General features: G+C 72.4%; 18 protein-coding genes and 2 tRNA genes. 8 read left to right on the forward strand and 12 right to left on the reverse strand.

Translation table 11 applies throughout. The features are described from left to right. Positions 1 to 97 precede the first annotated feature (97 nt). Both sepH and GJR97_RS15020 read left to right on the forward strand, forming a co-directional pair. Positions 98 to 1,249, forward strand: a complete 1,152-nt coding sequence (gene sepH, locus GJR97_RS15015) for a septation protein SepH (protein ID WP_154347570.1) — start codon at positions 98 to 100, stop codon at positions 1,247 to 1,249. Positions 1,250 to 1,383: 134 nt separating this feature from the next. Next, positions 1,384 to 1,668 carry a hypothetical protein gene (locus tag GJR97_RS15020; protein WP_154347571.1) on the forward strand — a complete coding sequence of 95 codons (285 nt, stop codon included), beginning with the start codon at positions 1,384 to 1,386 and terminating at the stop codon, positions 1,666 to 1,668. 69 nt (positions 1,669 to 1,737) lie between these two features. Here GJR97_RS15020 and clpX read toward each other — a convergent pair whose 3' ends face one another. From clpX to GJR97_RS15050, 6 genes are all read right to left on the reverse strand, one after another. Further along, positions 1,738 to 3,015 (reverse strand): ATP-dependent Clp protease ATP-binding subunit ClpX, encoded by a 1,278-nt coding sequence (gene clpX, locus GJR97_RS15025; protein WP_154347572.1) that lies wholly within the window; start codon positions 3,013 to 3,015, stop codon positions 1,738 to 1,740. Positions 3,016 to 3,155: 140 nt separating this feature from the next. Further along, positions 3,156 to 3,827, reverse strand: a complete 672-nt coding sequence (locus tag GJR97_RS15030; RefSeq protein ID WP_154347573.1) for an ATP-dependent Clp protease proteolytic subunit — start codon at positions 3,825 to 3,827, stop codon at positions 3,156 to 3,158. A 19-nt stretch (positions 3,828 to 3,846) separates the two neighbouring features. After that, positions 3,847 to 4,479, reverse strand: a complete 633-nt coding sequence (locus GJR97_RS15035) for an ATP-dependent Clp protease proteolytic subunit (protein WP_271192402.1) — start codon at positions 4,477 to 4,479, stop codon at positions 3,847 to 3,849. 64 nt (positions 4,480 to 4,543) lie between these two features. Continuing rightward, a complete protein-coding gene (locus GJR97_RS15040; RefSeq protein WP_154347575.1) occupies positions 4,544 to 5,053 on the reverse strand; it encodes a tetratricopeptide repeat protein in 510 nt (169 codons plus the stop codon). Between the two features lie 92 nt (positions 5,054 to 5,145). Next, complete coding sequence (gene tig, locus GJR97_RS15045) at positions 5,146 to 6,561, reverse strand: trigger factor (RefSeq protein WP_154347576.1); 1,416 nt, start codon at positions 6,559 to 6,561, stop codon at positions 5,146 to 5,148. Positions 6,562 to 6,613: 52 nt separating this feature from the next. Then, positions 6,614 to 6,688 (reverse strand) — tRNA-Pro (locus tag GJR97_RS15050). Positions 6,689 to 6,886: 198 nt separating this feature from the next. Here GJR97_RS15050 and GJR97_RS15055 point away from each other — a divergent pair. The 6 genes from GJR97_RS15055 (at position 6,887) to GJR97_RS15080 (ending at position 14,194) form a co-directional block, all read left to right on the forward strand. Beyond that, on the forward strand, positions 6,887 to 10,591 hold the full coding sequence (locus GJR97_RS15055; RefSeq protein ID WP_154347577.1) for an SCO7613 C-terminal domain-containing membrane protein: 3,705 nt from the start codon (positions 6,887 to 6,889) through the stop codon (positions 10,589 to 10,591). Positions 10,592 to 10,701: 110 nt separating this feature from the next. Beyond that, a tRNA-Gly gene (locus GJR97_RS15060) sits at positions 10,702 to 10,772 on the forward strand. Between the two features lie 47 nt (positions 10,773 to 10,819). After that, positions 10,820 to 11,980, forward strand: a complete 1,161-nt coding sequence (locus tag GJR97_RS15065) for a hypothetical protein (protein ID WP_154347578.1) — start codon at positions 10,820 to 10,822, stop codon at positions 11,978 to 11,980. 149 nt (positions 11,981 to 12,129) lie between these two features. Further along, positions 12,130 to 12,633: a Dps family protein gene (locus tag GJR97_RS15070; protein WP_154347579.1), complete on the forward strand. Its 504-nt coding sequence runs from the start codon at positions 12,130 to 12,132 to the stop codon at positions 12,631 to 12,633. Between the two features lie 72 nt (positions 12,634 to 12,705). Next, on the forward strand, positions 12,706 to 13,416 hold the full coding sequence (locus GJR97_RS15075; RefSeq protein ID WP_195760730.1) for a hypothetical protein: 711 nt from the start codon (positions 12,706 to 12,708) through the stop codon (positions 13,414 to 13,416). 67 nt (positions 13,417 to 13,483) lie between these two features. Beyond that, positions 13,484 to 14,194: a hypothetical protein gene (locus tag GJR97_RS15080; protein WP_154347580.1), complete on the forward strand. Its 711-nt coding sequence runs from the start codon at positions 13,484 to 13,486 to the stop codon at positions 14,192 to 14,194. Between the two features lie 19 nt (positions 14,195 to 14,213). On the opposite strand, the gene GJR97_RS15085 is transcribed toward GJR97_RS15080, so the two are convergent. The 6 genes from GJR97_RS15085 to GJR97_RS15110 all read right to left on the reverse strand — a co-directional run bounded on the left by GJR97_RS15085 (position 14,214) and on the right by GJR97_RS15110 (position 20,343). Continuing rightward, positions 14,214 to 14,882, reverse strand: coding sequence for a response regulator transcription factor (locus GJR97_RS15085; protein ID WP_324613564.1), 669 nt, complete (start codon positions 14,880 to 14,882; stop codon positions 14,214 to 14,216). After that, positions 14,879 to 16,294 (reverse strand): sensor histidine kinase, encoded by a 1,416-nt coding sequence (locus tag GJR97_RS15090; protein ID WP_154347581.1) that lies wholly within the window; start codon positions 16,292 to 16,294, stop codon positions 14,879 to 14,881. The genes GJR97_RS15085 and GJR97_RS15090 overlap by 4 nt, the downstream gene beginning before the upstream one ends. A gap of 281 nt (positions 16,295 to 16,575) precedes the next feature. Beyond that, positions 16,576 to 18,105: an amidohydrolase gene (locus GJR97_RS15095; protein ID WP_154347582.1), complete on the reverse strand. Its 1,530-nt coding sequence runs from the start codon at positions 18,103 to 18,105 to the stop codon at positions 16,576 to 16,578. Continuing rightward, positions 18,102 to 18,794 carry an FMN-binding negative transcriptional regulator gene (locus tag GJR97_RS15100; RefSeq protein WP_154347583.1) on the reverse strand — a complete coding sequence of 231 codons (693 nt, stop codon included), beginning with the start codon at positions 18,792 to 18,794 and terminating at the stop codon, positions 18,102 to 18,104. The genes GJR97_RS15095 and GJR97_RS15100 overlap by 4 nt, the downstream gene beginning before the upstream one ends. Positions 18,795 to 18,807: 13 nt before the next feature. Beyond that, positions 18,808 to 19,812, reverse strand: a complete 1,005-nt coding sequence (locus GJR97_RS15105; RefSeq protein WP_324613565.1) for an Fpg/Nei family DNA glycosylase — start codon at positions 19,810 to 19,812, stop codon at positions 18,808 to 18,810. Positions 19,813 to 19,815: 3 nt separating this feature from the next. Beyond that, positions 19,816 to 20,343: a ribose-5-phosphate isomerase gene (locus tag GJR97_RS15110; RefSeq protein ID WP_154347584.1), complete on the reverse strand. Its 528-nt coding sequence runs from the start codon at positions 20,341 to 20,343 to the stop codon at positions 19,816 to 19,818. Positions 20,344 to 20,360: the final 17 nt, after the last annotated feature.

Below are 20,360 nucleotides of genomic sequence, written 5' to 3' on the forward strand. Positions count from 1 at the left end.
ATGCACAACTCACGGCACGCCCGGCGTATTCCCAGCGCACGCGGAACCCGCGTGGCATCCTTGGGCGGAGATCAAGGGCACGGAAGGGCTTCTCGCCATGCAGGAACTCAAGGTGATCGGGGTCGAGAGCGGCGCCCTCATCGCGGCCTCGGACGACGGCGCGCGATTCCGTATCGAGGTCGACGAGGTGCTGCAGTCCCGCATCCGCCAGGCGGTGCCCGAGACGCGCACCGGACCGAAGCTCTCGCCGCGCGAAGTGCAGGCGCACATCCGCTCCGGCCTCTCGGCCGAGGAGGTCGCCGAGCTCACGGGCGCGTCGGTCGACGACATCCGCCGATTCGAGGGACCGGTGATCGCGGAGCGCGAACACATGGTCACCTCCGCCCTCGCCGTCCCGACCCACGCCGAGGTCGCCGAGGGCGACGAGCCGACGTCGTTCGGCTCGATGGTGCGGGAGCGCCTCGCCGGGCTGGGCGCGCACGGCGAGCGCTGGGCCAGTTGGAAGGACGAGGAGCGAGGCTGGATGGTCAAGCTCGAGTTCACGGCCGACGGCATCGACCACGACGCGCGGTGGTCGTTCGAGCCTCGCAAGCAGGCGCTGCACCCGCAGAACGCCGACGCGACGACGCTCTCGAAGCAGGGCGAGGTGCGGGGCGGCATGATCCCGCGGCTGCGAGCGGTCTCGACCGCCGATGACGCCTCGCGCTTCGACAGTGGCGCGTTCACGTTCGACGTCGCCGACACCGCGGACGACGACACCGCGCCCCAGCCCGAACTCGCCGCCGCCCGGCCGACATCGGCACCGAGCGGGTCGGGAGCGTCGACGACGGCCCCTTCGACGACGACCGCGTCGAGTGCAGCGGTCGCGCGGGCCGCGATCAAGCGAGCCGATGAGCCGGCGCCGCCCACCGGCGAGACGGCCGACCTGCTCGAAGCGCTGCGCCGGCGGCGCGGCGAACGCGAGGTGGGCCCCGTCCCGGAGCGGATCACGACCTCACCGGCACCGGCGGCCCCGACGTCGGCCGACTCGGCTGCGGCACCGGCCTCGTCGCCGGCGGAGGCCGACGACCACGTCGATGCCGCCGCCGACGAGGACGCGGACGAGGCCCAGCAGCGGGCCGGCACGGCCGCCCGGGCGCTGTGGGGCGGCAAGTCGGGCCAGACGACCCGTCAGAAGAAGGGTCGCGCCGCGATGCCGAGTTGGGACGAGATCGTCTTCGGCGCGCGCAGCGACGACGACCTGGCGTAGGCGACGCGGGATCGTCGCGGGCCGAGGCCCGCGACGCGTCGGCGCGCCCGTCGGACCCGCCTCGGGTCGAGCCGTTCCGCCGTGCACCTCCGGGTGCTACCATTCGAACACAGTTTCGAATCTCGGAGGTCGGGATGCAGCGGACGACGGAACCGGCGGAAGTGTGGACCGGCGCCACGGGAGTCCCGGAGCGCCTCGTCTGGCGAGCGCGCCGCTTCCGCGTCGACGACACGCCGACCCCGCTCGTCGGCCCGGCGGAGTGGTGGCTCGCCTTCGCGGGCGACGACCCGGGTGCGGGGCGCGCCCCGCTGGCGATCACCGGATGGCGCTTCCAGGCGACCAGTGCAGAGGGCGAGACCCACGTGTTCGACGTCGGGCACGACGGAACGCACTGGCATGTGCTTCGGGTGTTCGACTGACCAGGAGCGCATCGGCACCGTTCGAGCAGGGCACGGGCGTTCGATCGCCGCCGTGCGTCCGAGGGTGGATCAGGCCGACTTCTCGGCCCGGCGCGGCTTGGACGGCACGATGGTCGGAGCGGCGTTGTCGATGACCGTCTCCTTCGTGACGACCACCCGGGCGACTCCCGTCGAGGACGGCACCTCGAACATGATCGGCCCGAGCACCTCCTCCATGATCGCGCGGAGTCCGCGCGCGCCGGTCTGACGCAGCACGGCGAGATCGGCGATCGCCTCGAGCGCAGCGTGGTCGAAGTCGAGCTGCACGCCGTCGAGTTCGAACATCCGCTGGTACTGCTTGACGAGCGCGTTCCGCGGCTCGGTCAGGATCTCCATGAGGGCGGTGCGGTCGAGCGGGGTGACCGTCGCGACCACGGGAAGTCGGCCGATGAACTCCGGGATCAGGCCGAACTTGTGCAGGTCCTCGGGGAGGACCTCGCTGAACAGCTCCGCCTCGTCCTGCTTGGAGTGCAGCGGAGCCCCGAAGCCGATGCCGCGCTTGCCCGCGCGCGAGGAGATGATCTCCTCCAGCCCGGCGAACGCTCCCGCCACGATGAAGAGGACGTTCGTCGTGTCGATCTGGATGAACTCCTGGTGCGGGTGCTTGCGACCGCCCTGCGGAGGCACGGATGCCACGGTGCCCTCGAGGATCTTCAGGAGCGCCTGCTGCACGCCCTCGCCGGACACGTCGCGCGTGATCGACGGGTTCTCGGCCTTGCGAGCGATCTTGTCGACCTCGTCGATGTAGATGATGCCGGTCTCGGCGCGCTTGACGTCGTAGTCGGCCGCCTGGATGAGCTTCAGCAGGATGTTCTCGACGTCCTCGCCGACGTAGCCGGCCTCGGTGAGGGCCGTGGCATCCGCCACCGCGAACGGCACGTTCAGCTGCTTCGCGAGCGTCTGGGCGAGGTAGGTCTTGCCGCAGCCCGTCGGACCGATGAGGAGGATGTTCGACTTCGCGATCTCGACGTCGTCGTGCGCGCGGTCGGCGGGCGTGATCGCCGCCTTCGCTCGGACGCGCTTGTAGTGGTTGTAGACGGCGACGGCGAGGGCGCGCTTGGCGGCATCCTGGCCGATGACGTACTCCTCGAGGAACCCGAAGATCTCCTTCGGCTTCGGCAGCTCGAACTCGCCCGACTCGGGCTCCCCCGCCTCGGCGAGCCGCTCCTCGATGATCTCGTTGCAGAGCTCGACGCACTCGTCGCAGATGTACACGCCGGGACCGGCGATGAGCTGCTGCACCTGCTTCTGGCTCTTGCCGCAGAAGGAGCACTTCAAGAGGTCAGCACTCTCCCCGATGCGTGCCATCGCTTCCTCCCTCGAACCGAGTCTGTTCCGAGCCTAGCCCGACGGGCGTCGCTCGGGGCCGATCCGCCGCGGTTTGGCGGAAACGACACGACGAGGGGCGGATGCGTCATCCGCACCCGCCCCTCGTGAGTCCGCGCGGACTAGCGGCTGAGCGCCGGCAGCGTCTTCCGCGACGTGAGCACCTGGTCGATGAGGCCGTACTCGCGCGCCTCCTCGGCCGACAGGATCTTGTCGCGATCGATGTCGGCGTTCACCTGCTCCATGGTCCGGTTCGAGTGACGCGAGAGCGTCTCCTCCAGCCACGTGCGCATGCGCAGGATCTCCGCGGCCTGGATCTCGATGTCGGAGGCCTGGCCGTGGCCGGCCTCGCCCATCGCGGGCTGGTGGATCAGCACGCGCGCGTTGGGCAGCGCGAGCCGGCGGCCGGGCGTGCCCGCAGCGGCGATCACCGCAGCGGCCGACGCGGCCTGGCCGAGCACGACCGTCTGGATCTGCGGACGGATGTACTGCATGGTGTCGTAGATCGCGGTCATCGCCGTGAACGAGCCGCCCGGCGAGTTGATGTACATCATGATGTCGCGGTCGGGGTCCATCGACTCGAGCACCAGCAGCTGGGCCATGATGTCGTCGGCCGACGCGTCGTCGACCTGCACGCCGAGGAAGATGATGCGGTCCTCGAAGAGCTTCGCGTAGGGGTCCTGCCGCTTGTAGCCGTAGGCCGTGCGCTCCTCGAAGCTCGGCAGGATGTAGCGCGAGCCCGGGGCCTGCCGGCCACCCGAGAAGGCGGTGCCGCCGAAGGCGGGGATGTTCATACTCACTGTCTCTCTCTTCCTACGCAGCCTGGTCGGTCCCGCCGCCGCCCGAGACGTCGAGTGCGGACTCGCGGATGTGGTCGACGAAGCCGTACTCCAGCGCCTCCTGTGCGTTGAACCAGCGGTCGCGGTCGCCGTCGGCGTTGATCTGCTCGACGGTCTTGCCGGTCTGCGCCGCCGTGATCTCGGCGAGCCGCTTCTTCATGTCGAGGATCAGCTGGGCCTGCGTCTGGATGTCGCTCGCGGTGCCGCCGAAGCCGCCGTGCGGCTGGTGCAGCAGGACGCGCGCGTTGGGGGTGATGTACCGCTTGCCCTTGGTGCCCGCCGTGAGCAGCAACTGCCCCATCGAGGCCGCCATGCCGATGCCGACCGTGACGATGTCGTTCGGGACGAACTGCATGGTGTCGTAGATCGCCATGCCCGCCGTGATCGAGCCGCCGGGTGAGTTGATGTAGAGGTAGATGTCCTTCTTCGGGTCCTCGGCGGCGAGGAGCAGCAGCTTCGCGGCGATCTCGTTCGCGTTGTCGTCGCGCACCTCGGAGCCGAGCCAGATGATGCGGTCCTTCAGCAGTCGATCGAACACACTGGGCTGCAGTGTCGGTTCGGCCATGGATTTCGCTCCGTTCCGTTGCTTCGTTGGTCTCGAATCTATCCGGTGCAACACGCGGGAACCGGACTGTTCGCCGTCGGCGGATGCCGCGCCGCGGCGAGGCACGTCAGGCGCCGGACCGCGGCCCGCCATCCGGCGGCGCGACGAGTTCGCGCGCGTAGGCGTCGACCGCGCGGCGGTACTGCGTGAGGTGCGGCGCGAGCGCGATGAGAGCGACGGATGCCGCGGCATCCGCTGCGCCGGTCGAGACGAGTGCGAGCGCACGGAACGCCGCCACGGCGTCGGCCAGGTCGCCCGCATCGGCATGGACCTCGTCGAGCAGGGCGAGCGACTCCGCCGGTCGGCCGAGGTTGCGGATCGTGGAGGCGAGCTGGATGTGCGCCTCCACGCGGGCCCGCCCCGACAGCCCGAGCTCGAGTGCACGACGGTACCGCGGTTCGGCCTCTTCCTCGAGGCCTGCCGAGTCGCGGGCTCCTGCCGCCTCGAACGGTCCGCGGGGATCGTCGGCGGGCAGTTCGGCGGCGAGCGCGTCGATCCGCACGATCACCTCCCGCTCCCCCAACTCGGATGCCGCGTCCCAGACCTCGTCGACGCGTCGCTGCCAGTCGTCGCCCATCGCCCCTCGCCTCTCGATCTCGCCGCATCAACCGCCGGAGACGACGACGGGGTCGGGCAGTGCTGCCCGACCCCGTCCGTCTCGACCGTCGACTACTCGGCGTCGGCCTTCTTCGTCGCGCGCTTGCGCGCCGGCTTCTTCTCGGCCGGAGCCGCCTCGGCCGGAGCCTCGGCCTCGGCCTCGGCGGGAGCCTCCTCGGTCGCAGCCTCGGCGGCGGCCTCGTCCTCGCCGGCGACGGCGGTGAACTCCGACAGGTCGACCGCATTGCCCGCGGCATCCGCGACCTTCGCCTTGCCGAGGGCGATCGCGAGCGCCTTGTTGCGCGCGACCTCGCCGACCATGGCCGGGATCTGGCCGTTCTGGCTCAGGACCTGCACGAACTCGTTCGGGTCCATGCCGTACTGCGCGGCACCCTGGACGAGGTACTGCGTGAGCTCCTCCTGGCTGACCTGGACCTTCTCGGCCTCGGCGATCGCGTCGAGCACGATCTGGGTCTTGAAGGCCTTGGTGCTCGCCTCGGTGACCTCGGCGCGGTGCTCGTCGTCCTCGAGGCGCCCCTCGGATTCGAGGTGGCGGTGCACCTCGTCCTCGATGACGCTGTCGGCGACCGGGACCTCGACGAGCTCGAGGAGCTTGTCGACGAGGAGGTCGCGCGCCTGGGTGCCCTGGCCGAACGACTTGTTCTTCGCGACCTGGTCCTTGAGGCTCTCGGTCAGCTCGTCGAGCGTGTCGAACTCGCTCGCGATCTGCGCGAAGTCGTCGTCGGCCTCGGGGAGCTCGCGCTCCTTGACGGCGGTGACGGTCACGGTGATCTCGGCGGTCTCACCCTCGTGGTCGCCGCCCAGCAGCTTCGACGAGAACGTGGTGGTCTCGCCCGCGGTCAGCGAGTCGAGCGCCTCGTCGATGCCCTCGAGCAGCTCGCCCGAGCCGAGCTCGTAGGAGACGCCGCTGGCCGTGTCGACCTCGGTCTCCTCGATCTTCGCGACGAGGTCGAGCGTCACGAAGTCGCCCGTCTTCGCCGGACGGTCGACCGTGATCAGCGTGCCGAAGCGGCTGCGGAGGCGCTCGAGCTCTGCGCTGACCTCGTCGTCGGCGACCTCGACCGAGTCGACGGTCACCTCGAGGCCGTCGTACTCGGGCAGCTCGATCTCGGGACGCACGTCGACCTCGATCGAGAGGAGCAGGTCGCCCGAGAAGTCCTTCTCGTTCGGCCACTCGACGATGTCGGCGTTGGGGCGCCCGAGGGGCCGGAGCTCGTGCTCGGTGACGGCGGCGCGGTAGAAGCCGTCGAGGCCCTCGTTGACCGCGTGCTCCAGGACGGCGGCCTTGCCGACGCGCTGGTCGATCACGGGCGCGGGCACCTTGCCCTTGCGGAAGCCGGGCACGTTGATCTGCTCGGCGATGTGCTCGTAGGCGTGGGCGATGCTGGGCTTCAGCTCCTCGGGCGTCACCGAGATGGTGAGCTTGGCGCGCGTCGGGCTCAGCTTCTCAACCGAAGTGGTCGGCATGGGGAAGTTTCTCCTGTTTGGTGGAAGTACGTGGTCGAGCCGATGCGACTCGTCGGGGCGACAGGATTCGAACCTGCGACCTCCCGCTCCCAAAGCGGGCGCTCTAGCCAAGCTGAGCTACGCCCCGAGTCGCCGGCTTGACTCGCCGGTCCTGCGCGTCGGCACGCCGAAGCACGTCGAAGCACGGATTGGACCCGGGAAAGTCTACTGCACGAGCCGTGGTGCGCCCGATGCGTCGGTCCGACCCGTCCGCGCGGCCTGTGGAGGACGAAGTCAGTGCCGGCACCTATGGTGCCCGGAACCGGCCCGATGCCAGAGTGTGCGCATGACCGACTCGACGCGTCCCGCCGCGCCCGATCTGCGTCGCTGGCCGGGCGATCCCGACCAGTTCGCCGACACCACGTTGTGCCCCGCGTGCTTCTCGCGCCTGCTCGGCGTCACGTGCGGCGTCTGCGGGCTCCGGCTCGACGTGGTTGCGGCGACCGACCTGCTCGCCGCGGGCATGCGCGTGCGCGATGCAGAGGCCGACCGGCAGTCGATCATCACCCGGATGCGGGCCGAGCAGGCCGCGCACGCCGCGGCATCCGAACGCAGCGGCGTCGGAACCGCCACCCGGCCCCCGCTCGAAGTGCCCGTCGCGGCTCCGCCGCCGGCGGCTCCGGCTGCTCCGGCTGCACCGCCGTTGCCGCCGGACGAGGACCGGGCCCCCGACGTGCCCGACAGCGCCGCCGGGCCCGGCGCCACGGTTCCGACGGCTCCTCGCCGTTCCGGGGTCCAGGTGCTGCTGCTCACGCTCGGCGTCGTGCTGCTCTCGGTCGCCGCGATGGTCTTCCTCTTCTTCGCGTTCGTCGTCGCCGACCTCGAGATGCGGTCCCTCATCACCGCGGCGGTGAGCGTGATCGTCCTCGTCCTCGCATGGTTCCTCCGCGCTCGACGACTCCCGGGCACCGCCGAGGGCGTGTCGGCCGTCGGCGCGGTCCTGCTCGTCCTCGACGCCTGGATCATCCAGGCGAACGGCCTGTTCGGAGCGGACCGCATCGATGCCGCGGCCTACTGGGGGGTGGCGCTGCTGGTCGTCGCGGCCGTCCTCGCCGGCGCGGGTGTCGTCAGCCGACTGCGGCTCCCGAGGCTCGCGGCGGCGGCGCTCGCGCCCGCCGGCGTGTTCGTCGGCGGCATCGCCATCGCACCCGAGGGCGAGGACGCCATGGGACTGTGGATCGGCGGGATGGCCGTCGCCCTCCTCGGCGCCGCATCCCGCTTCATCCGGCCGGAACCCGAGCGGGTCATCGTGCGCACCCTCGGCTTCGCCGGCGGCGGCATCGCCCTCGCGACCGCCGCATGGGCGCTCCCGTCCGTCGGGCTCGGGACGTTCTGGTCGTTCCTCGCGGTCGCGGGCGTCTGGACCGTCCTCCTCGCCGCGTCGCCGTCGTGGGCGGCGGGTGCGAGCGGATGGCGCGTCCTCGCGTCGGTCGCCGTGGGGCTCAGCGTCCCGCTCGCGTTCGTCCTGGGGATCGCGCTCGAGGGTGAGACGACGGCTTCCGTGTGGCTGGCTCCCGGACTCGCCGCGCTCGTGGCCTGCGCCGTCGCGGCGATCACGAGGATCGGCGCCGTGCGCCGCGACGCGGTCCCGGCACTCCTCGCCGCCTCCGCGATCGCAGTCGTCGCCACGCTCCCGGCACTCGTCATCGCGCTGACCGGGCTCGGGAATCTCGCCGCCGACGTGACCGGGCTGCGGGCGGTGAGTGCGATCGCGCCACGCGGACTGCCCGTCGAGGCCCGGGGTTCCGTGCTCGCACTCGGGGTGGCGGCCGTCGCGCTGAGCGCCGTCCTCGGGCTGACCGGGCGCCTGCGCCGCTTCGCGGCCGCGGTGATCGCGGCCGCCGTCACGACCGCACTCGCCGCCGCCGTCCTCATGCCGACCCTGGTCGCGGCGGCCATCGGGCTCATCCTCGTCGCCGCAGTCGCGCTGGCCGTCGCCGCGATCCCTCCGGCGCGGCGCCTCAGGGGCGCGATCGTCGTCCTCGCCGCGGGCGGCATCCCGGCGGCCGCGCTCGGGTGGGTGGTCGGCCATTCGGCCACGGGCCTCTGGTGGTGGGTCGTGCCGTCCGTGGTCGCATTGTCGATCGCGGGGCGGGTCCTCGCCGATCGCATCGCCGGAACAGCCGCGCCGACGGTCCGGGTCCTGCACGTGGTCGCCGCCTCGCTCGTGACGCTGGTCGCCGCCGTCTCGTACCCGGCTTGGGCGGAGGCATCCGGGGTGCCGATCTCGACTCCGTGGGACGCGCCCGCGTTCCTCGTCGCCGCGGTCGCGACGCTCGCGCTCGGCGCCCTCGCGGCCGCCCGCGGGCTCCCGACCGACGACCGCGTGTCGGCCGGCGCCGCCCTGTTCGCCGGCGCGATGATCGGGTCGACCTGGCTCGCCGTCACGTCCTTCACGCCATGGGCCTGGGCGCCCGCGGTCGGGCTCGCCGCCATCGGCCTCGTCTGGGTCCGCTCGGATCTCGGGCCCATGAGTGCGCTGTTCGCAGGGGGCGTCCCGCTCGCCATGCTGTTCGCGGGCGCCGGGATCAGCGTGGACCTCGACGCCGGGAACGTCTCGATCGGGCTCGCCGCCGCGATCCTCGCCGCCGCGGCCGTCGCCCTCGTCGCACTCCCCGCGGATCCGCTCCTGAGGCGCATCTGGGGCATCGTCGCCGGCGCGCTGACGATGATCGCGGCCGTCGTCGGGCTCTCGACATCCGAGCCATCCGGCGAGGCCTGGCTCGTCCTCCTCCTGCTGACACCGGTGCCGCTGCTGATCGCCACGCTGTTCGGCGATCCGATCGGAGGCCGCTCGCCCGCGGTCCACGCGTCATGGGGGTCGCTCGCACTCGGCGTCGCGACCGTCTGGGCATGGCCGGGCGGCCGCGGCATCGACGGGGTCGAGACGTACACCCTCCCGCTCGCGGCCGGTCTGCTGACGTCGGCGGGACTCCTCATCTGGAGGCGGGCGGTTCCCGAGACGACCGCCGCGGGGCGGACGGCGCTCCTCGCGACGGCGGCCGCCGTCGCCGTCCTGCCGACCGTGGCCCTCGCGGGCGACTCCGAGCTGCGAACGCTCGTGCTCGTCGCGACGGGCGCCGTGCTCGTGATCGCCGGGAGCTTCACGCCCGATCTCCTCCGCGGCGTCCCCATCCGGAGGCTCGTCGTCGCGACCGGGTGGGCGGCCGCGACCGGCGCCGCCGTCGTGCGCGGGTCCGCGGTCGCGACCGGCGAAGTCAGCGGGCTTCACGTCGAGTTCTGGCCCGTCCTCGCGTTCGGGGTGGGGCTCGTCGCGGTCGTGCTCTGGGTTCGCGACCGCGTCGAGCCGCTGCGCGCGGCCGAGGCGGGGCTCGCGGCATCCCTCGCACTGGCGGCGATCCCGACCGTGCTCGCGATCGCGGAGGGCGTCGATGCCGACCTCCGCACCGCGGTGCTCCTCGTCGTCCTTGGCGGCGCGTACGTGCTCGGTGCCGCCACGCGGTCGCGACCGTTCGCCGGCCCCGTGCCGGGCTGGACCGCTCTGGCCGCGGCGGTCGTCGCCGGCGGGCTCGCGCTCGCGCTGCGCACGGTCGATCCCTTCGATCTGGTCACGATACCCATCGGCGCGGCGCTCGTCGCCGGCGGGGCCATCCGGATGCGGCGATCGCCCGAGGCGGGGAGCTGGCCCGCCCTCGGCCCCGGCCTCGCCGTGCTCATGGTGCCCGCGCTCATCGCGGACTGGACCGACCCCTCGCTGTGGCGCCTCGTCGCACTCGGCATCGTCGCGGTCGCGGCGGTCGTGATCGGGGCCGTGGTTCGGCTCCAAGCACCGCTCCTGCTGGGGGCCGCCGTGCTGCTCGTCCACACGGTCGCGCAGCTCTGGCCGTGGATCACGCTGCTCTACGAGGCGGTGTGGTGGTGGCTGTGGCTCGGGATCGCCGGCGCGCTCCTGATCGCGATCGCCGCGACGTACGAGCGGCAGATGCGCCTGGCCCGCGGAGTCATCCGCACCATCGGATCGCTGCGCTGAGGCGGGAGCGGCGGAGTCGCCGCGGGACGGCAGGCGCGCCGCCATGCGCTCGTGCACGAACCGGCGTCCGCCTCCGTGTACGATGATCGGGTGCCCGCGTGCGGGCGCTCGGGGATGTAGCTCAATGGTAGAGCCTCAGTCTTCCAAACTGATGGTGCGGGTTCGATTCCCGTCATCCCCTCCGACCGCCTCCCCCGAATACGGATCGACCGATTCCAGGAGGAGCGGGTGACACCCACCGAGCGCAGCTCGACGCGAATCGCCCCGCTCGACTGGGTGCGCGCACTCGCCATCATCCTGGCGCTGGTCTCCCACGTGATGATCATCACTGGCGGTTGGTCGATGCTCGAGGACGCGGCGCCTGACGGGTACCTCGCGGCTCGAGCGTTCACGCGGACCGCGACCCCCACGTTCGTCCTGCTCGCCGGAGCGGCCGTCGAGCTGGCGTACGCCAGGACGTGGCGCACGGACCGTCGGCGCGGTGTCCGGCGCCTGCTGGCCCAGAGCCTGAAATGCCTCCTCGGCCTGGCGATCATCGGCATCGCCGCGGTGATCAGCGGCATGCTCTCACCCTCCGACCTCATGTGGTCGCTGATCGGCGTGCGAGCCGTCCCGAACGCCGAGATCTTCACGTTCTACGTCGTGTTCTTCGTGATCGCAGTCCCGCTCGTGGCCTTCCGGATCCGCTTCGGGCTGCCGGCGACCCTCCTGCTCGTGGCGGCGTGGTGGCCCGCGGCCGCGCTCATCCCGGCGCCTCGGGAGGGCTCGCCGCGACTGGCGATCGCCCGGATCTTCGGCATCGGCGACATGTACGGCCCGAGCGCCTTCCATGCCCTGCTCCTGGCCGTCGTCGGGATGGTGCTCGCCGCGGCCCTGCGCGATCGGTCCGGGCGATCGTTCCTGCGGCGCTGGTGGCTCTTCGCGTGCTGCGTCGCCGTCGCCGCGGGCGTCGTCGTCACCCTGGTCGTGCAGGACGGGCCCGGGGAGGTGGTGCGCTCGTACGTCACCGCGACCGCCTATCGATTCACGAACCACCCGGGCTACTTCGCGATCGGCCTCCTCGCGGCCGGCGGAGTCCTGCTCGCCGCCTACGCCGTCTGGTCCCTCGTGTTCCATCGCGCGGCCATCGAGCCCGGACCGTTCGGCGGGGACTCGCTGATCGCCTTCACCTTGGGCAACGCTGCCATCAACCTCCTGGGTGGAGCGCTGCGCGCACCGAGCCTTTCGGTCGCGATCGCATCGTCCGTCCTCCTCGTGCTCGCGACCTGGTGCCTCGTCCGCGCCTTCCGCGCGCTCCGCCCGAAGTCCGGGACCCGGTCGGGCGACCGGTCGGCGCTCGGAGCTCCGACCGCGCCGCAGCGCTCCGGCCTCGCGGACCTCGGGGCCTGACGCCGCACCCACGAGCACCCCGCACTTGCACGCTCGCGCCGTTCGCGCAATCCCCTCGCGCGCGCCTGCGAGTCCGGCGGGAATCCGGTGGACCGATGCGCGGTTGGGCATAGCGTGGCATCCGAACGCCACGAGTGGAAGGGGACCACATGACCGACTCGAAGACGTCAGAGACCACCAACGCCCCGATGAGCGGTGCCGACCCGGAGGTCGCCTCCGGCGTGTCGCAGTTCTTCACGCCGCTCGTCCACGAGCTCACCGTGCTCGCGGTCAACGGGAAGCAGGCCCATTGGAACGTCCGCGGTCGCGACTTCCTCGAGGTGCACGAGTTCCTCGACACGGTCGTCGACCACGCCCAGGAGTGGGCCGACCTCGCCGCGGAGCGGGTCGTCGCGCTCGGACTGCCGATCGACGCGCGCCTCGCGACGATCGCCGACGCCACCGACGCCGCGAATCCGGCAGCCGGGTTCCGGCGGTCCGACGACACGATCGCCGACGTCGTCGCGCAGATCGACGTGGCGACCGCACGCGTGAACGCGGCGATCGAGGGGCTCGAGGAACTCGACCCAGCGAGCCAGGACGTCGCGATCGCGATCCGGCAGGGCCTGGACAAGGACCGCTGGTTCCTCGCGGCGCACGTCAGCGTGAAGTAGCCGGCGTGGGCTGATTCGGGAAACTCCGCGGCGTTGGCCGCCGCAGGCCGGGCCCGGGTGCACAATGCCGCCATGGCGGACGCACCCGGGCCCGACGCCTCCGGCTCGCCGGACGGAACACGACCGACCACGGGCGAACTCACCGATGCGCAGCGCTCGCTTCGCGCGCAGATGCTCGCGACCGAGCACTGGAGCCTCCTCGCCTCGCGGAGCACCACGCAGAGCGAGGTGCTCACGCGCATCGCCATCTACCTGACGCTCGTGTCGGCGGGACTGGTCACCCTCAGCGTCCTCGGGAACGTCACCGGGTTCCGCGGCTGGTTCGGCGTCGCCGCGCTCGGGGTGCTCCTGCTGCTCGTGCTGCTCGGACTGATCACCCAGAAGCGGACCTTCAACGCCTCGCTCGACGACCTGATGTTCGTGATCGCGATGAACCGGCTGCGCGGCGCATACCTCGACCTCGATCCGGGCATCGGCCCGTACCTCCTGACCTCCGCGAACGACGACGAGGCCGGAAGCGCGCAGACGTACTACCCGTTCAGCCCGCGGCCCGGCCAGATCTGGGCGAGCTCGGCGATGATCATCTCCGTGGTCGTGGCCGCCGTGATCGCCCTCTTCGTCGGCGGCGTGGTGCTCGGCCTCACCGGCCCGATCTGGCTGGCGATCACCCTCGGGCTGCTCGCCGGCCTCGGCTCGATCGCCCTCTGGATGCGGAGCGGCTATCGCGGCTACACCGCGGTGTTCCGCCTCCATTCCCCGTTGCGGACGACCTCCGACGACTGAGCGCGCCCCGGGGGTCGGTCCGGTCCCGAGGGGTGCGGCGATCGTGGACCGAGGGCAGAATGCCGCCATGTCGGATGCACCCGGGATCGACCCTCCTCCACCCGCCGATGACCGTCGGCCCACGGCCGACGGGCTCACCGACGCGCAACGCTCGCTCCGCGCGCAGATGCTCGCGACCGAGCACTGGAGCCTCCTCGCCTCACGAAGCACCACCCAGAGCGAGTTGCTCACCCGGATCGCGATCTTCCTCACGCTCGTCTCGGCGGGGCTCGTCACCCTCAGCGTGCTCGGCAACGTGACCGGATTCCGCGGATGGTTCGGCGTCGCGGCGATCAGCGTGCTGGCGCTGCTCGCCCTGCTCGGCTTCATCACGCAGACGCGCGTGCTCAACGGCATGACCGAGGACCTCGCCTACGTCATCGCGATGAACCGGCTGCGCGGCGCGTACCTCGACCTCGATCCCGGGCTCGCCCCGTACCTGCTCAGCTCCGCGAACGACGACCGGCTCGGTGCGCACCGTACCTACTTCCCGTTCGGTCCGCGCCCGAGCCAGCCCTTCGCCAGCTCGATGACCGTGATCGCCTCGGTGGAGAGCGCCATGGTCGGCCTGCTCATCGGCGCAGTCGTCACCGCGTTCGGCGGCGGGACCGCCGTCGCGGTGGGCGTCGGCGTCGTCATCGCGGCCGGCTGGTTCGTGCTCTGGGCCCGGATCGGCTACGTGCGCTACCGCGAGGTCTTCGGCACGTACACTCCGCTTCGCCCGACGCCCCACGACTGAACAGCGCCGGCGCGCGCGGTCAGCGTCGCATCCAGGCCAGGACGGCGAGCACGCGGCGATGATCGGTGCCCGAGTCCTCGAGGCCGAGCTTCTGGAAGATCGAGGTCACGTTCTTCTCCACCGCGCCGACGCCGATGAACAGCTGCGAGGCGATGCCCGCGTTCGTGCGGCCCTCGGCCATGAGCTCCAGCACCTCCCGTTCGCGCGGCGTGAGGGAGGCCAGCGGGTCGCCACGTCGCGAGAGCAGTTCGCGCACGACCTGCGGGTCGAGCACGGTGCCGCCGTCCCGGATGCGGAGCACCGCGTCCTCGAGGTCCTCGAGCGAGGCCACGCGGTCCTTCAGGAGGTAGCCCATCCCACCGTCGGCGGAGGCGAGCAACTCGTGCGCATAGGTGCCCTCGACGTACTGGCTGAGCAGGAGCACGCCGATCCCCGGCCGCCGACGGCGGAGCTCGATGGCGGCCCGGACTCCCTCATCTCGGAACGTCGGCGGCATGCGGACGTCGAGCACCGCGACCTCCGGCGCCGCGCGGTCCAGGTCGGCGAGCAGCGCCTCGGCATCGCCGTACGCACCGACCGTCTCGAACCCGGCCTCGTCGAAGAGCCGCACGAGCCCCTCGCGGAGGAGCATGGAGTCCTCCGCGAGGACGACGCGGATCGGTCGGGCGGGCGGTGCGGTCTCGCTCACGCGCCCACCCTATCCACGGGGACGAACGGGAAGTGGGCTCCGATCACGGTGGGGCCATCCGCCGGGCTGTCGACCAGCAGGACGCCGCCGAGACCGCGGACGCGCTCGTCGAGGCCCGCGAGCCCGTGGCCCGGCAGCGCCGCCGCGCCGCCGTGCCCGTTGTCGGTCACCCAGAGGTCGAGCCAGAACCCGGTCGCGCCCGTGTCGCGCTGGGCGAGGCGGAGGCGGATGGCGCTCGCGCCCGAGTGCTTGGCCGCGTTGGTCAGGAGCTCGGCGGCGATGAAGTAGGCGTTCCGTTCGATGGCGGCCGGCAGGGTGGCACCCGTCGGGAGCATCCACTCGAGCTCGACGGGCACGGGGCTGCGCGCCGCGAGGGACTCGAGGGCGCTGGCGAGCCCGCGGTCCTGCAGCAGCGGCGGCGCGAACCCGCGGGAGAGCGCCCGGAGCTCGTCGAGCGTGTCGCGCGCCTGGTCGCGTGCCTCGGCGAGCAGCCCCTTCGCGACGTCCGGATCGGCGTCGAGCCTGCGCTCGATCGCCGCGAGGTCCATCTGCAGGCGCACGAGCCGCTGCTGCGGGCCGTCGTGGATGTCGCGCTCGAGACGTCGCAGCGCGGCGTCCTCCGCCTGCACGGCGGCGCCGCGCGACGCCGCCAGGTGCTGCACCTGGCGTTCGAGCGCCTCGGAGCGCCACGCACCGAGCATGCCGCGTCCGATCCCGTCGTGCATGAGCGTGAAGCCGGCGGTGATGAGCGGCAGCGTGAGCAGGAACACCGCGCCGAGGGCGAACTGGCCCGCGGCCTCGAGCGCGAGCGGGTCGAGGGCGAGCGCCGAGGACGCGCCCGGCCAGACGCGGTCGAGGAACCACTCGACCGGCCAGACGTCGCGCGAGTCCTGCGGGAGGAAGACCGCCCAGATCCAGTACGTCAGGCCGCCCAGCGCGATCGAGAGCCACACGACGGTCACGGTCCACGTGAACAGCGCCACGATCGGCGCGACCACCATGCCGTGCAACAGGTACAGCCAGTAGTGGCCGTCGACGAACGGCGCGAAGAACGCCCGCCATGGGCCCTCGCCGACGGGCGCCGCGGCATCCCACTGCGGCCGGCGGATGGCGGGCCGGCCCGCCCAGCGCAGCCGCACGAGCTCGAAGGTGCCGAACCCGCGCGCGGTGTAGAGCGACGCGACGACGATGACGAGCCCCACGACGACGACGAGCAGGCTCACGCCCGTCGAGAACAGCGTCACGAGCGTGACGAACCCGACGAGCGCGACGGGGAACCCGAGCAGCACGTACCCGAGTTCGCGCGGCAGGCTCGCCCAGAGACGACCGTAGCCCCGGCGTGGCGCTGCGGCATCCGCCGTCGCCGCGGACGTTGCGGGGCCGGTCGATGCGGGGTCGGTGAGCGTGGTCATGGTCGTTCGTCTCCTCGATGATCGTCGCACGCGAGCCCGGTTCGACGACGGTGATCTGCCCCATCATCCCTTGGTCCTCGTGCTGCGGCGGATGCCGGTCGTGCGCGTCCGGCGCGTCCGGGTCCGAGTCGGCCCCGGTTCGGCGGATGCGCTCGGACCATGCATCAAGCCTCGCGAGCGCGACGCGCCCGCCACAGCCGACGGTCACCCCGATCCGCACGGGGGTTCGCCCCCGTCGGAACGGGGGCGGACCGGAGTCGCGACCGGGTTCCGCCCGCGAATCAGAGCGCGTCGTGCGTCGGGCGTCCGGCGAGCAGCGTGAGCGCCACCGGCATCGCCCGGAGCTCGTCGACGGATGCCTCGAGCGGATCGTGCTCGACGACGGCGAGGTCGGCGACCATGCCCTGGCGCACCTCGGCGCCCGCCCCGTCGGTCGAGGCGGCGAGCGCGACGCGCGCGTCGATCGCCTGCTCGGGATGCCACGGCTCCCGACCCGCGCGGGACCGGCCGACGGCCGCGGCGATGGCGATCCAGGGGTCGAGCGGTGCGACGGGGGCGTCGGAGCCGAGGGCGAGCTCGACGCCGGCGGCGGCGAGGTCGCGGAGCATGAAGGCGCGATCCGTGCGGCCCGCCCAGTAGAGGTCGGCCACGTCGCGGTCGTCCATCGCGTGCTCGGGCTGCACGCTCGCGACGACGCCGAGCGCGGCGAACCTCGCCGGGTCGTCGCGGCGCAGCAGTTGGGCGTGCTCGATCGACGCGCGACCGCGCCATCCGCCCGGACGCAGCGCCTCGAGCGCGTCGAGCGCTCGCTCGTTCGCCCGGTCGCCGATCGCGTGGACGGCCGGTGCGAGGCCGATCCGGTCGGCGTGCCGGAGGTGCGGGACGAGTTCGTCGAAGGGCACGTTCACGAGCCCGTGGGGGTGCTCGTCGGCTCCGAGGCCGGGGTACGGGTCGACGCACCAGGCGGTCCTCGTGTTGAGCGAGCCGTCGGTGATCACCTTGTACGGCCCGACGCGGACGAGCCCGCCGGTGCCCTCCACGTCGTCGCCCGTGCGGAGGCCCTCGGCCTCGGCGCGGTCGAGGTCGCGCGTGTACACGCCGAAGCGGACGCGCAGGGCGTCGGCGCCGCCCACCGCGCGCCGTGCCCAGTCGTCGCGGTTCCACCGCATCTCGAGGTCGACGACGCCGACCACGCCACGAGCCGCGGCCGCGCGCGACGCCTCGTCGACCCAGGCGTCGAGCACGTCGTCGGCGAGATCGTCGAGCTCGCGGACGAGCCGGAAGCAGTCGTCCTCGCGGAGCACGCCGCTCTCCCCCGCCGTCTCCGCGAGGCCGTGGCGCCTCGCCGCGGCGCGGTTCACCCAGCAGGAATGCAGGTCGGCGGACACGAGCACGACCGGCACGTCGCCCGAGACCGCGTCGAGCAGGTCGATGGCGGGCGCGTCGGGCCAGAGGCCGTCGCGGTAGCCGAAGCCGACCACCTCGTCGGCTCCGCCGGTGACGGATGCCGCGACGAGCGCCGCCGCCTCGGCCGCCGAGCCGACGCCGCCGAGGTCGAGCCGCCGCGACACCATCGCCCACTGCGAGAGGTGGACGTGGCGGTCCCAGAGTCCCGGCACGATCCACCGGCCGGCGACCTCGAGCCGCCGGGCCGCCGGCGCGTGCACGACGCTGCCCGACGGCGCGACCGCGCGGACCACGCCGCCGTCGACGTGTACGTCGACCGGGAGCGCCTCGCCGGGCAAGCGCGCTCCGGCGAGGACGAGCGCGTCGGGAGCCGGGCGGCGCGACGCGGCATCCGCACCGCTCATGCCCGCTCTCCTGCGGCCGTCGCGGCCGACGCCGCGGCGCCGCGGGCCGCGCGGGCCGCCCTGAGCGCGTCGTGCGTCCGTCGCATCTCCGCGGCGAGCGCGGGGCTCGCGTACGGACCATCGCCGTCGAGCTCGGCGATGATCCGGTCGACCGTCTCGTCGGGGCGGTTCTGGCTCATCTTGTTCTTCGCGACGAACCGGGTGATCGGGATGCGGAGGCCGACGGTGCCGGCTGCGATGCGCTCCGCATAGGCTGCGTCCTCCGGCGTCGAGCGCATGCCGCGCGGCTCCGGCATCCGCCCCTCGAAGTGGTCGACGAGGGCGCCGAGGACCCGCAGGTTCTCCTCGGGCTCGAGCAGCTCCGGGGTCCCGTGCAGGTGGGCGGTCACGAAGTTCCACGTCGGGACGGCGGGGTTCGCGTCGTACCAGCCGGACGAGACGTAGCCGTGCGGCCCCTGGATGATGACGAGCACCTCGTGCCGGCCGAGCTCGTGGACGACCTCGTCGGGCCGCCCGACGTGGGTGAGCAGGTCGATGCCGTCGGCCGTCTCGTCGAGGAGCACCGGGTAGTGCGAGGCGACGAGCCCCGAGGCATCCGTCATCGACACGATCGTCGCCCACGGGTGCTCGCGCACGAGCCGCTTCACGCCCTCCTCGCTCGCGAGGGTGAAGCTGGGATTCCGTCTCATGCGCTCCGTGCTCCTAGGCCTGGCAGTCGGGGCACCAGTAGAGCTTCCTGGCGCCCATCTCCTCGAGGGCGATGTTCGTGCCGCACACGCGGCAGGGCAGGCCCTCCCTCTTGTACACCCAGTGCCGATCGTCGCGGTTCGCCATGGCGGCGCGCCAGGCCTCGCCCTCGAGGCCGTCCATCGTCATCATCTGGCCGGTCTCGACGCCGACGCGGAGCAGCCGCGCCCAGTCGTGCCAGAGCCCGCGCACCGTCTCCTCCGGCACCAGCCGGCCCGGCGTGTGCGGGTTCAGCCGGGCGCGGAACAGCAGTTCGGCGCGGTAGACGTTGCCGATCCCCGAGACGACGTTCTGGTCCATGAGCAGCAGCCCGATGGGCGTGGGCTTCCGCCGGACCACGCTCGTGAAGCGCTCCTCGGCGGCGGGGCCGTCGTCGAGCAGCGGGTCGGGGCCGAGCCGCCCGACCACGTGCTCGACCTGCGCCGGATCGAGCACCTCGCATGCGGTCGGCCCGCGGAGGTCGGCGACGACGGTGTCGGTGAGCAGGCGCACGCGGACCTGCCCGACCGGCTCCGGAGGGAAGGTCTCGAGCGCGGCCCCCTCCTTCTCGGATTCCGACATCCGGAGTCGAGTGCGGCGCGGCGCGCCGATCGAGGTGATCGAGTCCTCGCCCGCTCGGTCGAACACGACCGCGTCGGGGTTCGGTCCGTCGAGGAAGGTGCCCCTCTGGTTCGTCTGCCCCATGCGTCCGTTCGACGACGCGATGGTGGCGTCCATCAGGATGTCGCCCGCGAAGTCCCACGCCCCGTACATGCCGAGGTGCACGCGCAGCCAGCGGTCGCCCTCGAAGCCGAGGAACATCTGCTTGCCGACGGCGCGCGCGTCCTCCATGCGACGCCCGTCGAGGTCGGCCGCGCCGTCGGCGAACCGGCCCTGCGGGCTCGAGGCGCGCACGAGGCGGCCGACGAAGTTGCGCTCGAACTGACGCGTGATGCGGTGGACGGAGTGGCCCTCGGGCACCGGCTACTCCGCGGGAGCGTCGACGACGCGACCGGTCGAGCCGTCGACGTCGACGCCCTTGCCGGCGATGTCGCCCGTCGTCTCGTACTCGGCGAGCTGGCCGATGCGGCGCACGTGGCGCTCGTCGCCGGAGAACGGCTCGGCGATGAAGGCGTCGATGTAGCGGATCGCCTCCTCGACCGTGTGCTGGCGGGCGCCGATCGAGATGACGTTCGCGTCGTTGTGCTGGCGCGCGAGGATCGCGGTGTCCATGCTCCAGACGAGCGCGGCGCGGATGCCGGCGACCTTGTTCGCAGCGATCTGCTCGCCGTTGCCGGAGCCGCCGAAGACCACGCCCAGCGTCTTCACGCCCGCGGCCTGGTCGCGGGCCACGGCGAGCGCGGCGTTGATGCAGAAGGCGGGGTAGTCGTCGAGCGCGTCGTAGTCGACGGGCCCGTGGTCGACGACCTCGTGACCGCCGTTGACGAGGTGCGCCTGGAGCGTCCGGCTGAACTCGAGGCCGGCGTGGTCGGTCGCGATGTGGATGCGCATGCGCCAAGTCTAGGGAG

This window comes from Agromyces kandeliae (assembly GCF_009674665.1).
Lineage (GTDB): Bacteria > Actinomycetota > Actinomycetes > Actinomycetales > Microbacteriaceae > Agromyces > Agromyces kandeliae.